Annotated in this window: 20 protein-coding genes; 6 read left to right on the forward strand and 14 right to left on the reverse strand. The window is 64.4% G+C overall.

Features of this window, described 5'->3' with window-relative positions; translation table 11 throughout:
- Positions 1 to 768 carry an alpha/beta fold hydrolase gene (locus ACIA48_RS28100; protein ID WP_396739521.1) on the forward strand — a complete coding sequence of 256 codons (768 nt, stop codon included), beginning with the start codon at positions 1 to 3 and terminating at the stop codon, positions 766 to 768.
- Positions 769 to 850: 82 nt separating this feature from the next.
- Here the strand turns inward: ACIA48_RS28100 and ACIA48_RS28105 are convergent, their stop codons facing one another.
- The 12 genes from ACIA48_RS28105 to ACIA48_RS28160 all read right to left on the reverse strand — a co-directional run bounded on the left by ACIA48_RS28105 (position 851) and on the right by ACIA48_RS28160 (position 10,379).
- A complete protein-coding gene (locus ACIA48_RS28105) occupies positions 851 to 1,135 on the reverse strand; it encodes a DUF1330 domain-containing protein (protein WP_396739234.1) in 285 nt (94 codons plus the stop codon).
- Positions 1,136 to 1,148: 13 nt separating this feature from the next.
- Positions 1,149 to 1,343, reverse strand: coding sequence for a ferredoxin (locus ACIA48_RS28110; RefSeq protein WP_396739236.1), 195 nt, complete (start codon positions 1,341 to 1,343; stop codon positions 1,149 to 1,151).
- Positions 1,340 to 2,614 (reverse strand): cytochrome P450, encoded by a 1,275-nt coding sequence (locus tag ACIA48_RS28115; protein WP_396739238.1) that lies wholly within the window; start codon positions 2,612 to 2,614, stop codon positions 1,340 to 1,342. Before ACIA48_RS28115 ends, ACIA48_RS28110 begins: the two co-directional genes overlap by 4 nt.
- Positions 2,615 to 2,740: 126 nt before the next feature.
- Positions 2,741 to 3,586 (reverse strand): TauD/TfdA dioxygenase family protein, encoded by an 846-nt coding sequence (locus tag ACIA48_RS28120; RefSeq protein ID WP_396739240.1) that lies wholly within the window; start codon positions 3,584 to 3,586, stop codon positions 2,741 to 2,743.
- A gap of 16 nt (positions 3,587 to 3,602) precedes the next feature.
- Positions 3,603 to 3,932 carry a hypothetical protein gene (locus ACIA48_RS28125; RefSeq protein WP_396739242.1) on the reverse strand — a complete coding sequence of 110 codons (330 nt, stop codon included), beginning with the start codon at positions 3,930 to 3,932 and terminating at the stop codon, positions 3,603 to 3,605.
- 2 nt (positions 3,933 to 3,934) lie between these two features.
- A complete protein-coding gene (locus tag ACIA48_RS28130) occupies positions 3,935 to 5,194 on the reverse strand; it encodes an aromatic ring-hydroxylating dioxygenase subunit alpha (protein WP_396739244.1) in 1,260 nt (419 codons plus the stop codon).
- Positions 5,195 to 5,230: 36 nt separating this feature from the next.
- Positions 5,231 to 5,974 (reverse strand): SDR family NAD(P)-dependent oxidoreductase, encoded by a 744-nt coding sequence (locus tag ACIA48_RS28135; RefSeq protein ID WP_396739246.1) that lies wholly within the window; start codon positions 5,972 to 5,974, stop codon positions 5,231 to 5,233.
- A 10-nt stretch (positions 5,975 to 5,984) separates the two neighbouring features.
- Entirely contained in the window at positions 5,985 to 7,010 is a 1,026-nt protein-coding gene (locus ACIA48_RS28140; RefSeq protein ID WP_396739248.1) for a 2Fe-2S iron-sulfur cluster-binding protein, read from the reverse strand.
- A 52-nt stretch (positions 7,011 to 7,062) separates the two neighbouring features.
- Entirely contained in the window at positions 7,063 to 7,515 is a 453-nt protein-coding gene (locus ACIA48_RS28145; RefSeq protein ID WP_396739250.1) for a MarR family winged helix-turn-helix transcriptional regulator, read from the reverse strand.
- A gap of 11 nt (positions 7,516 to 7,526) precedes the next feature.
- On the reverse strand, positions 7,527 to 8,777 hold the full coding sequence (locus ACIA48_RS28150) for an amidohydrolase family protein (protein ID WP_396739252.1): 1,251 nt from the start codon (positions 8,775 to 8,777) through the stop codon (positions 7,527 to 7,529).
- Positions 8,774 to 9,112, reverse strand: a complete 339-nt coding sequence (locus ACIA48_RS28155; RefSeq protein WP_396739254.1) for a hypothetical protein — start codon at positions 9,110 to 9,112, stop codon at positions 8,774 to 8,776. Before ACIA48_RS28155 ends, ACIA48_RS28150 begins: the two co-directional genes overlap by 4 nt.
- 1 nt (position 9,113) lies before the next feature.
- Positions 9,114 to 10,379, reverse strand: coding sequence for an aromatic ring-hydroxylating dioxygenase subunit alpha (locus ACIA48_RS28160; RefSeq protein ID WP_396739256.1), 1,266 nt, complete (start codon positions 10,377 to 10,379; stop codon positions 9,114 to 9,116).
- A 149-nt stretch (positions 10,380 to 10,528) separates the two neighbouring features.
- Between ACIA48_RS28160 and ACIA48_RS28165 the strand changes: the two genes are divergently transcribed.
- On the forward strand, positions 10,529 to 11,320 hold the full coding sequence (locus ACIA48_RS28165; RefSeq protein ID WP_396739258.1) for an emopamil-binding protein: 792 nt from the start codon (positions 10,529 to 10,531) through the stop codon (positions 11,318 to 11,320).
- On the opposite strand, the gene ACIA48_RS28170 is transcribed toward ACIA48_RS28165, so the two are convergent.
- A complete protein-coding gene (locus tag ACIA48_RS28170; protein WP_396739260.1) occupies positions 11,307 to 11,909 on the reverse strand; it encodes a TetR/AcrR family transcriptional regulator in 603 nt (200 codons plus the stop codon). The genes ACIA48_RS28165 and ACIA48_RS28170 overlap by 14 nt on opposite strands.
- A gap of 68 nt (positions 11,910 to 11,977) precedes the next feature.
- Here ACIA48_RS28170 and ACIA48_RS28175 point away from each other — a divergent pair, with 68 nt between their 5' ends.
- The 3 genes from ACIA48_RS28175 to ACIA48_RS28185 are packed head-to-tail and all read left to right on the forward strand — an operon-like array spanning position 11,978 to position 15,640.
- A complete protein-coding gene (locus ACIA48_RS28175; protein WP_396739262.1) occupies positions 11,978 to 13,135 on the forward strand; it encodes a spirocyclase AveC family protein in 1,158 nt (385 codons plus the stop codon).
- Between the two features lie 4 nt (positions 13,136 to 13,139).
- The gene (locus tag ACIA48_RS28180; protein ID WP_396739264.1) at positions 13,140 to 13,958 is read left to right on the forward strand and encodes a CbbQ/NirQ/NorQ/GpvN family protein; all 819 of its coding nucleotides are present in this window, start codon (positions 13,140 to 13,142) and stop codon (positions 13,956 to 13,958) included.
- Positions 13,955 to 15,640 (forward strand): nitric oxide reductase activation protein NorD, encoded by a 1,686-nt coding sequence (locus ACIA48_RS28185; protein WP_396739266.1) that lies wholly within the window; start codon positions 13,955 to 13,957, stop codon positions 15,638 to 15,640. The genes ACIA48_RS28180 and ACIA48_RS28185 overlap by 4 nt, the downstream gene beginning before the upstream one ends.
- Here ACIA48_RS28185 and ACIA48_RS28190 read toward each other — a convergent pair.
- Positions 15,637 to 16,815 carry an acyl-CoA dehydrogenase family protein gene (locus ACIA48_RS28190; protein ID WP_396739268.1) on the reverse strand — a complete coding sequence of 393 codons (1,179 nt, stop codon included), beginning with the start codon at positions 16,813 to 16,815 and terminating at the stop codon, positions 15,637 to 15,639. The genes ACIA48_RS28185 and ACIA48_RS28190 overlap by 4 nt on opposite strands.
- Positions 16,816 to 16,871: 56 nt before the next feature.
- Between ACIA48_RS28190 and ACIA48_RS28195 the strand changes: the two genes are divergently transcribed.
- Positions 16,872 to 17,792 (forward strand): NAD-dependent epimerase/dehydratase family protein, encoded by a 921-nt coding sequence (locus ACIA48_RS28195; RefSeq protein WP_396739522.1) that lies wholly within the window; start codon positions 16,872 to 16,874, stop codon positions 17,790 to 17,792.
- The last annotated feature ends 1 nt before the right edge of the window (position 17,793 follow it).

The raw sequence follows: 17,793 nt of genomic DNA on the forward strand, positions 1-17,793 counted from the left end.
ATGCGATTCGTGTTCGTGCACGGCGGTTTTCATGCCGCCTGGTGTTGGGACCGCACGATCGCCGAGCTGGAAACACTCGGTCACGTCGGCGTTGCCGTCGACCTTCCCGGCCACGGCGCCCGCGTCAACGAGGAGTCGACGCTGGCCAACCGCCGTGACGCGATCGTCGCGGAACTGAACGCGGGCGATGTGCTCGTCGGGCACTCGGGTGGCGGATTCGACGCGACGCTGGCCGCCGATGCCGCTGCGGACCGTGTCAGCCACATCGTCTACCTGGCGGCGGCGTTACCGAGGGAGGGCCGCACCTATCCCGAGGCGATGGCGATGCGCGACGCTGGAGATCAGCTGGGCGACGGTTTCGACGCTGACGTCGGAGAGATGTTGGGCTACTTGAAGTTCGACGACGACGGTGCGATGTGGTTCGCCGACTTCGACGGTGCGTGGAAGTACTTCTACCACGACTGCGACGAAGCGACCGCGCGCTGGGCGTTCGAGCGTCTCGGCCCCGAACGCTTCGGCGATACCACGGTGACGCCGGTTTCGGTGCCGCACTTCTGGGCCGCCGATCTCCCCCGCAGCTTTATCCGCTGCCTGCAGGACCAATCGATGCCGCAGTGGCTGGCCGACACCGTCACACGCAGGCTCGGAGTCGAGCAGCTGACGATCGACACCTCACACTCGCCGTTCCTGAGCAGGCCGAAAGAGTTGGCGGAGTTACTCGTCCGCGCGACGACAACCAAGCCGACCGGCCCACTGGTACCGGACTGAGTTCCTTGTGCGAGCGTGCGTGTCTGCGGACGACACGCCGCGCCAAGAGCCAACTTTGCGCACTCTCGCGCGCGAGAAAAGATCAGAGGCCGTGCAGGATGACGCCATTGCACTCAGCCGCGGCCTGACGCAGTTTGGCGGCCTCCTGGTAGGCATCGGAGTAGTACCACTCCTTGGCGGCCTCTTCGGACTCGAACTCCAGTAGCACGGTCTGGGTGCCGTGCCATTGCCCCTCGATCACTTCGGCCTTCGAGTCGAACGACAGCAGCGTCGCACCTGCCATCGCTTGGCTCGCGAGCTTGCCGTACTCCGCCATCCCGGCCGGATCCTTGACGTCCTCGGTGATGAGGATGTACGCCTTGGGCATTCGATCTCCTTGCTTAGCCGTCGATTTCGGAAATGGCTTGTTCTGGACAGTTGGCTATGGCGTCCTTGGCCGCGCTCTCGAGTTCCGCGGGTACCTCGTCTGGATTCGCGACCGCCCAACCGTCGTCGGTCATCTCGAACACCTCGGGGCACAGCGTCAGGCACATGCCGTGGCCGGCACACTTGTCTTCGTCGACGCTGACCTTCATCGGACGTCGAACTCGATGTGCAGCTGCGTCAGCCCGCGCAGGATGTAAGTCGGGATGTACTGATAGTTGCGGTTGCTCGCCGGGCCGTGGTGCTTCTCGCTGATGCGAATGTCCGTGGTGCGATCGAGCAGCCGCTCGAGCCCGACGCGCGTTTCGGCGCGCGCCAGCGGTGCGCCGGGGCAGCTGTGGATGCCGCGGCCGAAGGCGAGGTGCTGACGAGCGTTCTTGCGGTCAGGGTCGAACGTGTCGGGATCCTCGAATCGGCGCGGGTCGCGGTTGGCGGCCCCGTTGATCACCATCAGCGTCTTGCCGGCGCCGATCTCTTGATCGCCGACGGTCACAGGGACCCGCGAGAGCCGGAAGTCGCCCTTGACCGGGCTCTCGATGCGCAGGCACTCCTCGATGAAATTGCCGAGCAGACTGCGGTCTTCACGAAGTCGGCGCTGGATGTCGGGCTGATCGCCCATCACCTTCAACGCCGTACTGAGCAGGCGCACTGTCGTTTCCTGCCCCGCCGAGAACACGTTGGTCGCTACCCGCACGACGTCGGCGACCTCGGGCATCGTGCCATCCGGGAAGGTCGCCGTCGCCAGCCCCGTCAACACGTCGTCGCGTGGCTCGGCGCGGCGGTCCTGCACGTAGGTAGCGAACACCTCGTAGAGATACTCCAACGGGGTCTTGTTCATCGTCTTGTCGGCATTGCCCACCGCGCTGCCATGGGTGCCGCGCGCGAGCCGCTCGAGGAGTTCGTCGCGGTCCTCCTCCGGCACGCCCAGCAGATCGGCGATCACGCGCAGCGTGAACGGGCCGGCGAAGCCCTTGATGAACTCACCTTCGCCCGGTGCGAGGAAGTCGTCGAGGATGTCGTCGGCGAGCGCCCACATCGCGTCCTCGTTCTCCTTGAGGCGCTTGGGCGTGATCAGCCGCATCAGCAGGGCACGGTGATTGGTGTGCGTCGGCGGATCCAGCGTCGGCAGCTGGTCACTGAACGGAATCTCATCGCGGTGCGCGACGATCAGGTCGGTGACATCGTCACCTTCGAGCGGCACCGGGAACCCGGGGAACGGCCCGGTCACCGATAGGCACGACGAGAAGGTCTCGGCGTCGTTGTAGACGTCGACGGCCTCCTGCCAGCCGGTCACCATCGTCACGCCGTAGTGGTCCTCACGGCTGACCGGGCACTTGTTGCGAAGTGCCTCGTAGAACGGGAACGGGTCATCCGTCAGTCGACTGTCCCTGAAGAAATCGACTGAGGTCAGATCCTCCGTCATGCGCTACTCCGTTTCACTGATCTCTGGCCACGAGAACGTGATTCTCATATGTGGCTATTAGATTTCCACAGTCGGACCGTCGGCGTCAACGAGGGAGCTGTGCACCCGCACAGCGTGTCCGTAAGGCTACTGGATCGGCTCGTCACCCAGCACCGTCGTTCGCAGCATTTCCCGAGGTGAATCCGGGTCGTACGGTGCCGCTCGGTGCAGGACGCCGTTGTTGTCCCAGATGACGGTGTCGCCGACAGACCATGTGTGGCGGTACACCAGATCGGGTTGGGTGGCCCGGTCGAGCAGGTCGGCGAGCAGCGCTCGGCCCTCATCGAGGTCCATTCCGACGATGTAGTCGGCCGAGGCGCCGAGCACCAGCGATTTACGGCCGGTGCGATGCGTCCACACCAGAGGATGTTCGTGCGTAGGACGACTCCGCCACCTAGCCACGAGCTCCGGCGAGGGGTCGGGGTGGACCCGTCGCTGCGACGCCTCCAGCGAGTGCACGACCCGCAGGGCACCGAAGCGCTGCTTCTCGTCGTCGCTGAATGCCTCGTAGGCGGCATACGAGTTCGCGAACTCCGTCTCGCCGCCGCGCTCGGCCACCTGCTTCGCCGACAGGACCGTCGCCTTCTGTGGGCACTCGTCGTTCAGCGGTGTGCAGCCGTCGATGTGCCAATCGAAGGTCGCACGCAGGTACGCCGCCGAGGCATTCTTGGACTTGTCCAAAGTCACCGGATAGATCCCCGCAACCGGATGGTGTCCGTCGGACGAGTGGTCGATATCGCCGAGCCGACGGCAGAACGCCACTTGGGCCTCTGGCGCCAATCCCAGCCCAGGAAACACCAGCACGCCGTTGTCTTCCAGCGCGTCGAGGATGGCTGTGCCGAGCGCACCATCTCCTGCCAGCGCATCGGCATCCAGGCCGGTCACCTCAGCACCGACAAAGTCGGTCAGCTTGTTGATCGTCAGCAGACTCATGCGTTTCGTCCTGTCCTCATGGCACCGGCGCCTTGACGCGGTTCATCACGGCATCGGCGGAGTCGGCGGGTTTCTGGGTACCAAAGACCTCCACGGCCATCGACACCATGATCATCGAATAGACGAGATGCAGCAGATTCAGTGCATCGTCGGGCACATCGTCGAGCGGAAACTTGTCGCAGTAGTCGATCGCCTCTTCGAAGCGGGGCGTGAAGGCATCGTAGAACTCCCGTATCTGCGGCATCGGAGTGGACAGCCGGGCGGCCCAGCGTTCCGGTTCAGTTGCCAGACACCACTTCTCGGCAAACGCCTCTAACTCCGCGAACGCGCTGGGTAGCCGGGTCATGTTCACACCCCCACCGGGCTGCGTTCAGCCTGGTACTCCTCGACCCAGTCGACCGCGACCTTGTGCAGGTGGCGGACGAGGATCTCCTGATCGCTCAGCGGAAACTCGTCGACGACGTCGTATTCGAGCGCCGCCTGGGTTCCTCCCAGCATGCCCGCATCCTGCAGCGCGAATTCCTTGAGCACCACCGAGGCGACCTCGTGTTCGATGCGCTCTCGGACGGTACGCGCGGGGTGAAAAGCGTTGTACGCCTCGAACTTGTGGGTGTTGTGCGACGTCGGCCAGTAGCGGTACAGCAGATACCAGCCGTGGTATATCAGGATTTCCAGGTTCGGGAAGATCTGGAAATTGGTGATGCCCCACGGCTCGATCCCGCCCGGATTCAGGCCCGCGGACTGGTGTGTCTCCGGGGTACGCCACGGACCCACAAGCCCGCTGCGCGTAACCCTTTCGACCGGATACATGAACTCCGGCGCCAGCAGCCAGCGTCGGGTGCCCGCGGTGGACACCAGTCGATGCGGACCGTCGATCTGGAAATGCCCGCACTCGAACGTCGCGTCGGGCTGACGCACCTCGGTGGGTACCTGCTGGCTGTGCAGCGACGGCACGTGGTAGTACTCCTGGAACGCATCGGCGAAGATCTTCCAGTTGCTGTTGTTGCGTGCCTCGAATTCGTAACGCTCTGTCATCATCTCGAACGGATAGTCGTCCAGTGCGGTGATCATGGGTCCGAGGAACTCGCGCAGCGTCCATCGCGGTTCGGGGTCGAAGTTGATGAAGATGAACCCGTTCCACACGTCGCAATGCACGGACTTCAACCCGTACTGCGCGTTGTCCAGATCGAAGAACTCACCAGGCTGCTGGACGAACGTCAGATCGCCCTTGAGGTCGTATCGCCAGCCGTGGTACTTGCAGGTGAACTGTCGGCAGGTGCCCTTGACCTCCTCATTGGGATAGTCGTTCCACACCAACTTGTTTCCGCGGTGGCGGCAGACGTTGTAGAACGCACGGATCTGCTGGTCCTTACCCCTGACGACGATCACCGACGTCCTGGCGGCGTCGATCTCCTTGGTGAGGTAACTCCCGACGCGCGGCAGTTCCTCGACCCGAGCCACGTTGAGCCAGGCGCGCTTGAAGACCGCCTCGCGTTCGAGTTCGTAGAACTCCGGTGAGATCGAGTCCCGGAACGAGATCGGCCCGGTGCCCAACCCTGGGTAATGTTCCGTCCAGCTGCCCTCGGCTGGCTTCGGCCACTTACCCATGCGAACCTCCCTGTCGTGGTGCAGAACTCGTGATCATCACATCACCGATCCACCGTTGACACCCAGCGTCTGGCCGGTGATGAAACCGGCCTCCTCGGAGCACAGGAAGCCGACCGCGGCGGCGATGTCATCACCGGTGCCCAGGTGGCCGAGCGGAACACTCGCCGCCATCTGCTCGTTCGAGGGCAGATGTCCGGCCGCCTGTCCCGCGTGCTGCATCGGCGTCTCGATCGCCGACGGTGGAATGTTGTTGACCGTGATGCCGGCTGGACCGTATTCCCGCGCAAGCGATCTGGTCAGGGACAGCAGCGCACCCTTGGACGCGGCGTAATGCGCCATGCCCGGCGATCCGCGCTGGGCGCTGGACGACGAGATCATCACAATGCGGCCCCACCCGGCATACAGCATGTCGGGGACCACGACCTGACAGCAGTGGAAGGTCCCGGTGAGGTTCACGTCGATGAGTCGCTGCCAGGCCTGCACGCTGATGTCGGTGAACGGTGCGAAGTCCACGGCGCCAGCGCTGGTGACCAGGACGTGCACCGGACCCAGTTCCGTCCGCACCTTCGCGAACGCTTCCTCGACGGCCCCGCGGTCGCTGACGTCGGCGGCCACGCCGAGCGCCGTCACCCCTTCGGCCCGCAGTTCCTCGGCGACCCGTTGCGCCGCTTCACCGTTGAGGTCGAGGACAGCCACCTTGTGCCCGCGCCTGCCGAGCTCGTGGCAGGTCGCTTCGCCCATGCCCGAGGCACCGCCGGTCACCACCGCGGTCCGTGTCATCGCACGCTCCTCATTCGTAGACCACGTGGACCGTGTGGCTGGTGGGCAGGGACTGACACGTCAGCACCCAGCCCTCGGCCACTTCGTCGTCGTCGAGTGCATCGTTGTTCAGCATCCGTGCGCTGCCGGTGACGATGCGCGCCATACACGTTCCGCACGAACCGGTCTCGCAGGACGACGGCGCCCGCAGACCCGACATCCGCGCGGTCTGCAGCAGAGTGTTGCCGGCCCGATAGTCGGCGGTGGTCCTCTTACCGTCCAGCTCGATGAGGACGGTCTCGGTCGAACTCTCGGCGATGTCCACGACGCCCGGGGGTACGGGATCGACCGAGAAGCGCTCGAGATGCAATCGCTGCGACGGGACACCGGACTCCAAGACGGCCGTCTCCACGGTGTCCATGAACGGACCCGGGCCGCAGATGTAATAGTCGGCCGCACCTGCGACCTCGATGAAGGATCGCACCGCTTCGGGAGTCACCACACCGCTGTCGTCGTCGATGTGATGTGCCACCAGCAGACGATCGGCGTGCTTCTCGGCGAGCCGGTCAAGGGCCTCGTCGAAGATCACGGAACCGCGGCTGCGGTTGGCATAGAACAGCCGGATGCGACGCGATGAGCCGCCCAGCGCCGTTCGGACGAGCGACATGATCGGAGTGATGCCGCTTCCGCCCGCGAACGCAACGATCTCGTCGGCGTTGTCGCGCAGGCAGAAGCGTCCCTCCGGCGGTGTCGCGTGGATCTCGACGCCTTCCGACGCGGCATCGTTGAGCCAGTTGGAAACGACGCCACCGGGATCGCGTTTGACGGTGATCCGCAGCTCGTCTTCCACCGGCGCCGACGACATCGAATAGCAGCGCCGCAGATCCTGGCCGTCGACTGTGACCCGCAGCGTCAGGAACTGGCCAGCCTGGTACTGGAAGCGCGCCGAGCAGTGGTCGGGCACATCCAGCACCAGGGAGACGGCATCGGATGTCTCGCGCACGACCCGCTTGACGCGTAACGGCGCGAATCCGTCGGCTCCGTTGTTGTCGCCCATCTCCCTCAATATATCAAGTACTTGTCATTAATCTCAAGTACTGAAGACTCCCCTACGGATCGATGTGGTCGTCGAACAGCTCGTGACCGGTGCCCTGTTCGACGACGCGGGCCAGCAGGTCACGAAGCGTCTGTTGTTCCGCCTTGCTCAGCACCCCGAACACCTTGTCGTGCGCGGCGATTGCGTCGTTGACGACCGCCTCGGCCACGTCGCGGCCCTGGTCGGTGAGGAACGCCTGCAAGATGCGGCCGTGTTGCGGGTCCTTCTTGCGCACAATGAGGCCGCGACGTTCCAGGGCGGTCAGCGCGAGCTGCACGCCTTGCGGGCTGATCAGCATGCGGCGGGCCAGATCGGCGCCGGACAGCCCCGGTTCATTCGACAACTGACGCAATACACCGATCTGCGCGGTGCTCACACCGTGGTCGCTCACCGCATCGTTGACCGTCGTCAAGGAGAAGTACCAGGCCTGCTTCAGCAGCCACAGGATGTTGTCGGTTTGTTCCACGCCCACTCCTCTCAGTGGCGCTTGTAGACGACGCCGTTTTTCATGACGAAACCGACGTCCATCGTGACGGCGATATCGCGCGACGGGTCGTCCGGTACGGCGACGATATCGGCGAGGTAGCCCGCCGCAAGCCGTCCCAACTCGCCGTCTGCCTCGATGAGTTCCGCGCTGGTGATGGTCGCCGCGCGCAAAGCCTGCATCGGCGTCATCCCCCGAGACACGAGCGCACACAGCTCTTTTGCGTTCTGCCCGTGTGGAATTGCGGGCGCGTCCGTACCGCAGGCGATACGGACGCCGGCCTCGATCGCCTTCGGCAGCATGGCCTGCGCCTGCGGGAAAACGACCTCGGCCTTCTTGCGGAGCTCCGGCGCGATGCGATCGACAGCCATGGCTTCGGTCAGGTAGGTGGTCGACACCAGGAACGTGCCGGTGTCGGCCATCAGCTTGATCGTGTCGTCGGTGGCGAGGAAGCCGTGCTCGATGCAGTCGATGCCCGCGCGGATACAGGCCCGGATCGCACTGTCCCCCACCGCATGTGCGGCGACCCGCACCCCCGCGCGATGCGCCTCGTCGGCGATGGCGGCGAACTCCTCGTCGGAGTACTGCTGTGCGCCCGGTGCGGTGCTGTGCGACATCACCCCACCGGAAGCCGAGACCTTGATCAACTTCGCCCCGTGCCGGACCTGATAGCGCACGCACGCCCGCACCTCGTCGACGCCGTTGGCGATGCCCTCCGCAACCGAGAGCGGCATGATGCCCGGGGCAAGGCGCTGGAACACCGTCGGGTCGAGGTGCCCGCCGTACGGCGTCACCGCATGTCCGGCCGGATAGATTCGGGGACCGACGTGCCAGCCCTGCTCGATCGCACGCTGCAGCGCGACGTCGAGCAGATAACCGCCCGTCTTGACCATCAACCCCAGGTTGCGCACCGTCGTGAAACCGGCCTCGAGTGTGGTGCGCGCGTTGACCGCCCCGCGCAGGGTGCGGTACGCGGGATCGTCCTGCACCCCGTGCATGGGGCTCGGCAGACCTTCGGGACCCCCGGGCCCGCCGATGAGCAGGTTGAGCTCCATGTCCATCAAACCCGGCAGCAGGGTGACATCGCCCAGATCGATGTCTTCGTCCGAATTCTGCTGCAGCTCAACGGGATTGACAGCGATGATGCGGTCGTCCTCCACAACGATCACCGCCGGTGAGCGCACCTCTCCCGCCTCGACATCGGCCCAGCGCGCCGCACGCAGGACCGTGACTCGGGGAGTCACGGCACCGGTTCTGACACGCAGTCCAGCGTGGTGGCCCCCGAGTCGGGCACCTTGGGCTGCTTCCAGCACTCGACCGGAAACGACGCCTGGATCATCGAGTACAGCAGGTGCATCAGGTTGAGCACGTCGTCCGGCATGTCGTCCAGTGGGAACTTGTCGCAGAAGACGATCGCCTCCTCGGCGCGCGGGGTGATCGCGTCGTAGAAGGCCTGTATCTCCTGCATCGAGCTGGCCAACCGTTTGGCGTAGCGTTCGGCCTCGGTGCCCAGGCACCAGTCCGAGAACTCCTCGAGATCGGCGAACTCGGGCGGCAGTTTGGACGTTGCAGTTGTCACCTCACACCCCCGCTGTCTTGCGCCGGTAATCCTCGACCCAAGCGGCGGTCTCGGTGTGGAGATGGCGGATGAGCACCTCCTGGTCGCAGAGGACGAAGTTGTCGAGCACGCGCGATTCGACCATCGTCTGCGTAGCCTCCAACGTGTTGGCGTCCTGCAGGCCGTACTCCTTGAAGGACACGGCGGCGAGCTCCTGGGCGATGCGCTCGCGGGGAGTTCGCGGCTGCGGGAAATACACCGTGCCTTCGAACACGTGGGTGTTATGCGAAGTCGGCCAATAGTGATAGGTCAGGTACCACCCCTGGCCCCAGAACAGGATGACGAAGTTGGGGAACAGCTGGAACGAGTCCAGGCCCCAGGGATCGCACTTCGCCGGGTTCAGACCCGCGGGCATCTCACCCAGATCCGGTTTGTCCCACGGCCCGAAAAGCCCGCTCTGACAGATGTCTTCGATCGGCTTGCGCATCTCGTCGGCCATCTCCCACGCCCGGATTCCCGAGGTACTCACCAATCGGTGCGGGCCCTCGATGCGGTAGTGGGGTGCCTCGAATCCCGCTTCCGCCGCCGCCTTGGAGTACGCCGTCGGCGACTGGTTCGCATGCAACACAGGCGCGTGATAGAACTCCTGGAACGCGTCCATGTAGAGCTTCCAGTTGGCCTTCACCTCGGAGCGGTAGTAGAACCGCGACGTCATCTTGTCGAACGGATAGCCCTCGAGGTCGGTGATCATAGGTCCGAGGAAATCGCGCAGCGACTGCTCTGGCGTCTCGGCGAAGTTGACGAAGATGAAGCCTTCCCACACGTCGCAGTGCACCGACACCAAGCCGTATCGGCTCTTGTCGAGGTCGAAGAACTCGCCCTCCTGCTGAACGAAGGTGAGGTTGCCGTCCAGGTCGTAGCGCCAGGCGTGGTACTTGCACGTGAACTGACGGCACACACCGCTGGTCTCCTCCAACGGCATGTCGTTCCACACCAACTTGTTGCCGCGGTGCCTGCAGATGTTGTGGTACGCCTTGACCTCCCCCTTCGTGGTACGCACCACGATGATCGAAGTATTGGCGACCTTGAGTTCCTTGGTGAAGTAGCTCCCTTTGCGTGGGATTTGTTCGACGCGACCGACGTTCAGCCAGGCGCGCTTGAACACGGCCTTGCGCTCGACTTCGTAGAACTCCGGATCCACCGAGTCCTCGTAGGACACGGGACCGGTTCCCAACTGCGGATAGTGCTCCGTCCAACTGCCTTCGGGGGGTTTCGGAAATCGCGCCATCACCTGTTCCTGTCGACTCGCGATCGCAGTGTGCGGCACGCGGGCTGAGCTGACGCGCCACGCACGCGAGGAGCATTTAGTACGGGCCTGCGAGGCTGACGCTATCTTTTCCTTTCGGTAATCGCAAGTAGTTGATACTGTGGACGACCATGGCCGAGATCGCCGTGGCTGAGCCAAACTTCGCCCAACCGTGGGCACCGCACCGAGCGCGCATCTACCTCGCCGTCGCGATATTCACCGCGGCGGTATTCCTCCTGATGACGATCGGCGTGAGCGTCGGAGCCATCCCCCCGTCCTTCACCGTCGACGTCATCGCGAACCTGCTCTTCGGCATCCCGGTGATCCTGCTGCCGTTCGTCATCCTCTGGGATGCTCCCGGCGAGAGGCGAACTCGGCTCGACAAGGCCGCCGAACTCACGTTGTTCTACCTGCCGTACACGGCGTTCAGCCAGATCGGGTACGAGCTGATGTTCCTGATCGGCCATCCGCTGGGAATGTGGACGCCGACCACCGATCCCGGCTGGAAATGGTTGTGGTGGCAGTACGGGTTGGCCGATACCCGCTACGTCAGCGGCAACCCGTGGATGTTCGCGCTGGAGGTCGTCGGCGTCACCACCGGCATCGTCGTCGTCATCATGTGGACGCGGCTCATCCGGCCGAGCCTGTCCGCCGAGTCGCGCATCCGGTGCCTGTGGGTGACATTCGCCGGCATCGCCGTGCTGATGAGCAGCACCGCGGTGTATTTCCTCGCCGAGGTGGGCGCCGGGTTCAACGACATCGGCCAGGGTTCATATGGGCTGTGGTTCAAGTTCATCGGCGAGAACATTCCGTTCATCGTCCTGCCGCCGCTGGTGCTGTACTCGATCCACTTGCAGATCGACTACCTGACCAGACGGGCGGGAACGCAAACTTCAGCTTCGCAGCACGTCACGGCAGCTTGATCGCCGACGTGTACATCTCGATGACCGGCCGATAGAGGTCGACGTCATCGAGTTCACTGCCGAGCACGACGGCGTCACTGGTGGCGACAAGCACTTGAGCGAAGGTCAACGGCGGGATCAGCAGGGTGCCGCCCAGCCGGTCCATGCCGTCGACGATGAACTTCGCCAGCGCCTCGACGACTTCTGATCTTTTTGCAGCCACCCGTTTCCGCGCCTCGGGGTTGCGCAGAAGGTACAGCGTGAACTCGTGGCCAAGGGCGGCGTGCTCGGCGCCACGGTCTCGGCTCAGCTTGCGCCACCGCTTTGCGATCTCGTCGAATTCCCGAGCCCCGACCCGTTTCGCAGAGGCCATCACCTCGGCGAAGTTGTCGAAATACCGACGCCAGTAGCGGTCGCTGACTGCCAGGAAAAGGTCTTCCTTCGTCGCGAAGTGCTTGTAGATGGCGCCTTTGGTGTAGCCAGCCGCGCGGGCGATGTCGTCGAGACTGGCTGGCGTGAAGCCCTTTTCGGCGAACACTTCCTCAGCGGCGTCGAGCAGCAACGCGCGGGTGTGTTCGACGCGTCGTTCCCGGGTCCACTGCTCGACCATGCCAAAAGTCTGCCACAGAATCTGAGAAACCTATTGGATACTCAGATACTCATTGGTATCTTTTCGGGATGTCGACGCCAAAGAAGCCAACCGTCACCGAGCCGATTAGTCGCGCGGCGGTCCTCGGCACAGAGACCCCGCGATCGTCGGCCTCGATCAAGATCTGGGCGACCGTAGGCGCCGTGTTCCTGACACTGACGCTGTATCTCTTCATCCGGTGGGTCAGCGGACCGTACTTCGAGACGGTGGCGAGCGGCCCGACCGAACCGCCGATGTACATGCAGATCCCGTTGATCGCGAACGCGGTCGTGCTGTGGATCGGCCTTCCAGTCGCGCTGTGGTTCTTCATAATTCGGCCCTGGGTGCGGGAACGACGCATCACGCTCGATGGCATGCTGCTGGTGTCGATGGGCCTGATGATGTTCCAGGATCCCATGCTCAACTACTACAGCACCTGGTGCACGTACAACGCGTGGCTGTTCAACCAGGGTTCCTGGGCACCGTACTTCCCCGGCTGGGTGGCACACGAGGAGCCGGGCCATACCGTGCCCGAACCGTTGCTGACCAACATCCCCGGCTACGCCTACGGCGTCCTGCTGCTCACCATCGTCGGATGCGCGCTCATGCGCAGGATCAAGCACCGCTGGCCCGGCATCAGCAATCTGCGGCTGGTCTTGGTCACGTATGCGGTCGCCATCGTCTTCGACTTCATCATGGAGGGTCTCATCCTCCTGCCGATCGGCTTCTACTCCTACCCCGGCGCCATCCAGTCGCTGTCGATCAACGCAGGCACCTACTACCAATATCCGATCTATGAAGGCTTCATGTGGGGTGGTGTCCAAACCGCATTGGTGTGCCTGCGGTTCTTCACCGACGACAAAGGCCGCACCCTCGTCGAACGCGGACTCGACGGCATCCGAGGCGGATTCGTCAAGCAGCAGTTCATCCGCTTCCTGGCGATCTTCGGCGGTGTCAGCGCATGCTTCTTTCTCTTCTACAACGTGCCCGCCACCTGGCTCGGGACGCAAGCTGATCCATGGCCCGAGGACGTGCAGAAGCGCTCCTATTTCAACCCTGGCATCTGCGGTGAGGGAACCGACCGACCGTGTCCGAATCCTGACCTGCCCCTGCCGACCCACCGCTCGGGTTTCATCAACCACGACGGTGAACTCGTGCTTCCGGAAGGTGTGGTGATCCCACCCGCGGTGCCGATCGAGGGCCGCTGACTTGGTGGCGAACAACATATCGGCAGTTGCCGAAAATCGTTCGGAGCCACCGTACTACCGGGCAGTCAGTGATGAGGCGGAAGTTTTCCGCGCGGCTGCCCGACGCGGTCTGCCGGTGCTGCTGAAAGGTCCCACCGGATGCGGCAAGACCCGCTTCGTGGAGGCGATGGCCCACAATTTGGGCCGCGATTTGATCACCGTGGCCGGCCACGAGGACATGACATCAGCGGATCTGGTGGGTCGCTTTCTGCTCAAGGGATCTGAAACCGTATGGGTGGATGGGCCGTTGACCCGCGCTGTACGTGAAGGCGCCATCTTTTATCTCGACGAAGTCGTCGAGGCCCGCCAGGACACCACGGTCGTCATTCATCCGCTGGCCGATCACCGCCGGGAGCTTCCGGTCGACCGGCTGGGCATCACTTTGCCTGCTGCGCAAGGGTTTCAGCTGGTGATTTCCTACAACCCCGGATATCAGAGCGTGCTGAAGAACCTCAAGGAGTCGACACGACAGCGATTCATCGCCCTCGAGCTCGACTTCCCGCCTGCTGACATCGAGACGGAAGTCGTTGCGCACGAGGCGGGTATCGACCCGGCGACGGCCCGCACCCTCGTCACGCTGGGCAATGCGATTCGCGGCCTTGACGGTTCCGGGCTGCGCGAGGTGTCGTCAACCCGCATGCTGATTCTCGCCGGTGAGCTGGCGGCAGAAGGACTGAGCCTGCGCCGAGCCGTGCAGGCGGCAATCGTCGAGGTTCTCTCCGATGACGCCCACGTCGAACAAGCGCTCGGCGAGCTCGTCGACGCAGTCTTGCCTCGGCCGTGACCACGGGTCCCGAGCGGTTCCGGCTGCTGGCGACATTCGTCGCCCACCGTCCGGTGGACGTCGCAGAAGCGCACCCCGGCGAGCCGTCATACACCAATGGCGAGGTCATCTTCGTATCGTCAGGTCGCCCTGCGGACGAACAGCGCCGCGAGGTAATGCTGCAGAGCGCCCTACTCGGCGGCGGAAGTCTCGATCCGCAGATGACAACGTCGCTTCGGGCGCGCCCGCGGGTAGCGCGGCGGTACCTGGCTCTGGAAGGCCGTCGGGTGCTCGGCGAACTCGTCGATCGAGTTCCACTCGCTGCGGCGCTGCAGCCTGAGTGTGGACCGACCACGAAAACCGCCGATGAGTCGCTTGTAAAAGCCAGGGGCCGAGCTGAAATCGCCGATCCGCCGGAGTGGTTCGGTGTCATCAGACCCTCCCGTCTGCGCGCGACGGCCGCGGTCCAAGACGGCGCAGCCCCCACCGACCGAGACCTGCGGACGCAGATCTATCAGCTCGAGACACCCGATGAGACGGACGACGACGATGATGACGACGGCCGGCCGTCCGAACAAAGCAAGATCCTCAAGCTGTTCGAAGCCCCTGTCTCGGCGGCGCAGTCGCTGGCCGATTACTTTCGCAAGATGCTCGGGTCCTCTCGATCGTCGGACAACGAGAATGCCGGCGGGCACCTTCAGGTTCGCGCGAGTCGACGGGCGCGCGCCGTCGGATCCAACGTGCGGCCCCTTCCGACGCGGATTCAGTTCACAGACGACGACTCGCCGGGTGCCACGGTGGGCGTAGCGGGTGCGCTGTATCCGGAATGGGACGTCCACGGGCAGCGGTACAAGCCCGACTGGTGTCGCGTCGTCGACTTCGATCTGACGGATGCGGTGGATGTTTCGGCCGGCGGCGTCGTGCACGATGAGGTGCTGCGGCGGCGCCTGTCTCGTATCGGCCTCGGCCCCAAAACGCTGCGTCGTCGTCCCGATGGCGACGAACTCGATCTCGAAGCGCTGATCGACCTGTTCGTCGATCTGCGCTCCGGTCACTCACCAGCCGAACACGTCTACTCGGACCGCCGCCAACTCGAGCGCAACCTAGGCGTACTCATCCTGCTCGACGCATCCGGGTCCGCCACCGACACCGATGCCGACGGACTGGCCGTCCACGAGCACCAGCGGCGGGCCGCCGCGACCATGGCCGCCACACTCGAGGAGCTCGGCGACCGCGTGGCCGTCTACGCATTCCGGTCTCACGGACGTCATGCTGTCCAGTTGCCTGCGATCAAGACCTTCGGTCAACGCTTCGGCGCCCTCGCCCGGGCCCGGCTGAATCAGGTTGAGCCGTCGGGCTATACGCGACTGGGCGCGGGCATCCGCGGGGCCGGCGAGATTCTCAAGATGCAGGCCGGTACCCCCAATCGACTCCTGGTCGTCCTCTCCGACGGGTATCCGTACGACGCCGGCTACGAAGGCCGCTACGCCGAGGCCGACGCCCGCAAAGCGCTTGAGGAGCTGCGCGCGGACGGCATTGCGTGCCTTTGCCTTTCCGTCGGCGCCGACATGGCCACCGACGCACTCGAGCGCGCCTTCGGCTCGGCCAGCCATGCCAGCGCGGCAACGCTTGCCGACCTGAGCCCGAAGATGGATGAGCTGTTCGGATCCGCGCTGGCGGAACTCGCCGCGCCGAGGCCTTAGCGGGCGGGCAGGCCGAGCACGCGCTGCGCGATGATGTTGCGCTGAATCTCCGAGGTGCCACCCGAAATGGTGCCGGCATAGCTACTGATGTACCGCGTGAACCAGCTGGCGGTGAAAAGCTCTGGACTGTAAGGGTTGTGACGCCCGGTCACTGTCGGACTGAGTAATCCGTCGACACCTGCACCGTCCAGCGCGTGCCGCAGCGCGGCCTGCTCGGCCTCGGAGCCGAGCAGTTTCAGCACCGACACACCGGGGATGTCGCGCTCACCGCGCGCGGCCTGTCCCAGCGCCGCCGAACCCAGCAGACGCAGCGCCTGGTAGTCCATCGCGATGGTCGCGAACCGATCTCGATTGACCTCTCCGACGGGCCGGTAATCCTCCAGCAGTTGTTCGAGCCGGTTGGCGAACGCCATCCACATCATGGTCCGCTCATGGCCCAATGATCCGTTGGCGACCTTCCAACCGCCGCCAAGAGGCCCGACAAGGTTCTCCGCCGGTACCCGCACGTCGGCGAAGAACACCTCGTTGAAGTCGACATCTTCGCGGCCGTACACCGACGCGAACGGGCGGCGCTCCACCCCGGGCGAATCGGTCGGGATGATCAGGGCACTGATGCCCTTGTGCTTCGGCGCGTCCTGATCGGTGCGCACAAAGGTCAGGATGACGTCCGCGTCGTGGGCACCGCTGGTCCACACCTTCTGCCCATTCACCACGAAGTGGTCGTCCACCATGTCGGCGCGGGTGCGCAACCCCGCCAGATCCGAGCCCGCACCCGGTTCGCTCATACCCAGCGATGCCGTCATCTCAGCGCGCAGGATGGGCACCGCCCACTCGCGCTTCTGGTCCTCGGTGCCGAAGGACAACAGCGACGCGGCGATGATGCCGACGCCCTGCGGGTTGAACGCGTGATAGATGCGGCGACGCGCGAGTTCCTCGCGGTGAACGAACTGTTCGAGGATGCCGGCATTGCGGCCGCCGAACTCGGGTGGATTGCCTGGCAGCAGCCAGCCGTGGTCGAACTGGAGACGCTGCCACCGGCGCGACCACTCCGGCACGTGCGACGTCGACCGGGACCGTTCGGTCTCGGCCTCAGCCTCAGGCGGCAGGTGCGCGTCCAGGAAGTCGATGAACTCCGCGCGGAACGCCTCGACGTCGGCATCGAAGGTGAGCTGCACGGGTCCACAGTATCAAGTACTTAACATTTGAGGCTTGGTGCGCTATGACTGAAGGGATGCTCGACGCGGAGAAGATCCTGATCACCGGCGCCACGGGGAAAATCGCGTTCCCGATCGCGCGGGCGCTGGCACAGCGCAACGAGGTCTGGGGTGCAGCCCGGCTGCGGGACCCGGCGGATCACGAGAAGCTGACGGCCGCGGGCATCATCCCGGTCGCGCTCGATATGAGCGTCGGCGACTTCTCCCCACTCCCCACCGATTTCACCTATGTGTTCCACGCGGCCGTCGACGCCGGCTCCGGCGACTGGGAACAGTGCGTCGACACGAACGCGCAGCACTCCGGCGACCTGCTCCACCACTGCCGCGCCGCAAAGGGTTTCGTCTTCTGCTCCACCGGATCGGTGTACGGCTATCAGGGGCAACGGCCACTGCGCGAATCAGATCCGCCCGGAGTGCCGCTGCGCCCGAACTACAGCTTCTCCAAGATCGCCGCCGAGGCCGTGTGCACCTGGGTGGCGAAGCAGTACGGCATACCGCTGACGATCATTCGCATCTGCTCGACGTACGGTCCCGAAGGCGGCGCGCCCGCCGACCGGCTCGACATGATGCTGGCGGGCAAACCGATTCGGCTGCACCCCGACAAACCCAACAACTACAACCCGATCTACGAGGACGACTACGTCGAGCTCGGCATCCGGGCGATGGAGGTCGCCACGACGCCGCCGGTCATCGTGAACTGGGCCGGTAGCGAAACCGTCAGCGCCGAGGACTACTGCACCTATCTAGGTGAGCTCGTCGGTGTCGAACCGGTCTTCACCTACTCCGCGGACGCGCACACACCGTTATGGCCCGACGTCACCTACATGCACGAGATCCTCGGTCCGACCAAAGTGCCTTGGCGGGACGGATTCCGGCGTATGGTCGCCGCCCGTCATCCCGAAATCGCCTTGCCCGAACACAATTCGACCAACCCCTGAG

The organism is Mycobacterium sp. NPDC051804 (assembly GCF_044452905.1).
GTDB lineage: Bacteria > Actinomycetota > Actinomycetes > Mycobacteriales > Mycobacteriaceae > Mycobacterium.

Bases quoted from the DNA above. Each gene is read 5' to 3' on its own strand.
- ACIA48_RS28115 (WP_396739238.1), bottom strand. From the start codon at position 2,614: ATGACGGAGGATCTGACCTCAGTCGATTTCTTCAGGGACAGTCGACTG.
- ACIA48_RS28110 (WP_396739236.1), bottom strand. From the start codon at position 1,343: ATGAAGGTCAGCGTCGACGAAGACAAGTGTGCCGGCCACGGCATGTGC.
- ACIA48_RS28175 (WP_396739262.1), top strand. From the start codon at position 11,978: ATGTCGACGCCAAAGAAGCCAACCGTCACCGAGCCGATTAGTCGCGCG.
- ACIA48_RS28105 (WP_396739234.1), bottom strand. From the start codon at position 1,135: ATGCCCAAGGCGTACATCCTCATCACCGAGGACGTCAAGGATCCGGCC.
- ACIA48_RS28160 (WP_396739256.1), bottom strand. From the start codon at position 10,379: ATGGCGCGATTTCCGAAACCCCCCGAAGGCAGTTGGACGGAGCACTAT.
- ACIA48_RS28120 (WP_396739240.1), bottom strand. From the start codon at position 3,586: ATGAGTCTGCTGACGATCAACAAGCTGACCGACTTTGTCGGTGCTGAG.
- ACIA48_RS28165 (WP_396739258.1), top strand. From the start codon at position 10,529: ATGGCCGAGATCGCCGTGGCTGAGCCAAACTTCGCCCAACCGTGGGCA.
- ACIA48_RS28130 (WP_396739244.1), bottom strand. From the start codon at position 5,194: ATGGGTAAGTGGCCGAAGCCAGCCGAGGGCAGCTGGACGGAACATTAC.
- ACIA48_RS28125 (WP_396739242.1), bottom strand. From the start codon at position 3,932: ATGACCCGGCTACCCAGCGCGTTCGCGGAGTTAGAGGCGTTTGCCGAG.
- ACIA48_RS28140 (WP_396739248.1), bottom strand. From the start codon at position 7,010: ATGGGCGACAACAACGGAGCCGACGGATTCGCGCCGTTACGCGTCAAG.
- ACIA48_RS28170 (WP_396739260.1), bottom strand. From the start codon at position 11,909: ATGGTCGAGCAGTGGACCCGGGAACGACGCGTCGAACACACCCGCGCG.
- ACIA48_RS28135 (WP_396739246.1), bottom strand. From the start codon at position 5,974: ATGACACGGACCGCGGTGGTGACCGGCGGTGCCTCGGGCATGGGCGAA.
- ACIA48_RS28100 (WP_396739521.1), top strand. From the start codon at position 1: ATGCGATTCGTGTTCGTGCACGGCGGTTTTCATGCCGCCTGGTGTTGG.
- ACIA48_RS28195 (WP_396739522.1), top strand. From the start codon at position 16,872: ATGCTCGACGCGGAGAAGATCCTGATCACCGGCGCCACGGGGAAAATC.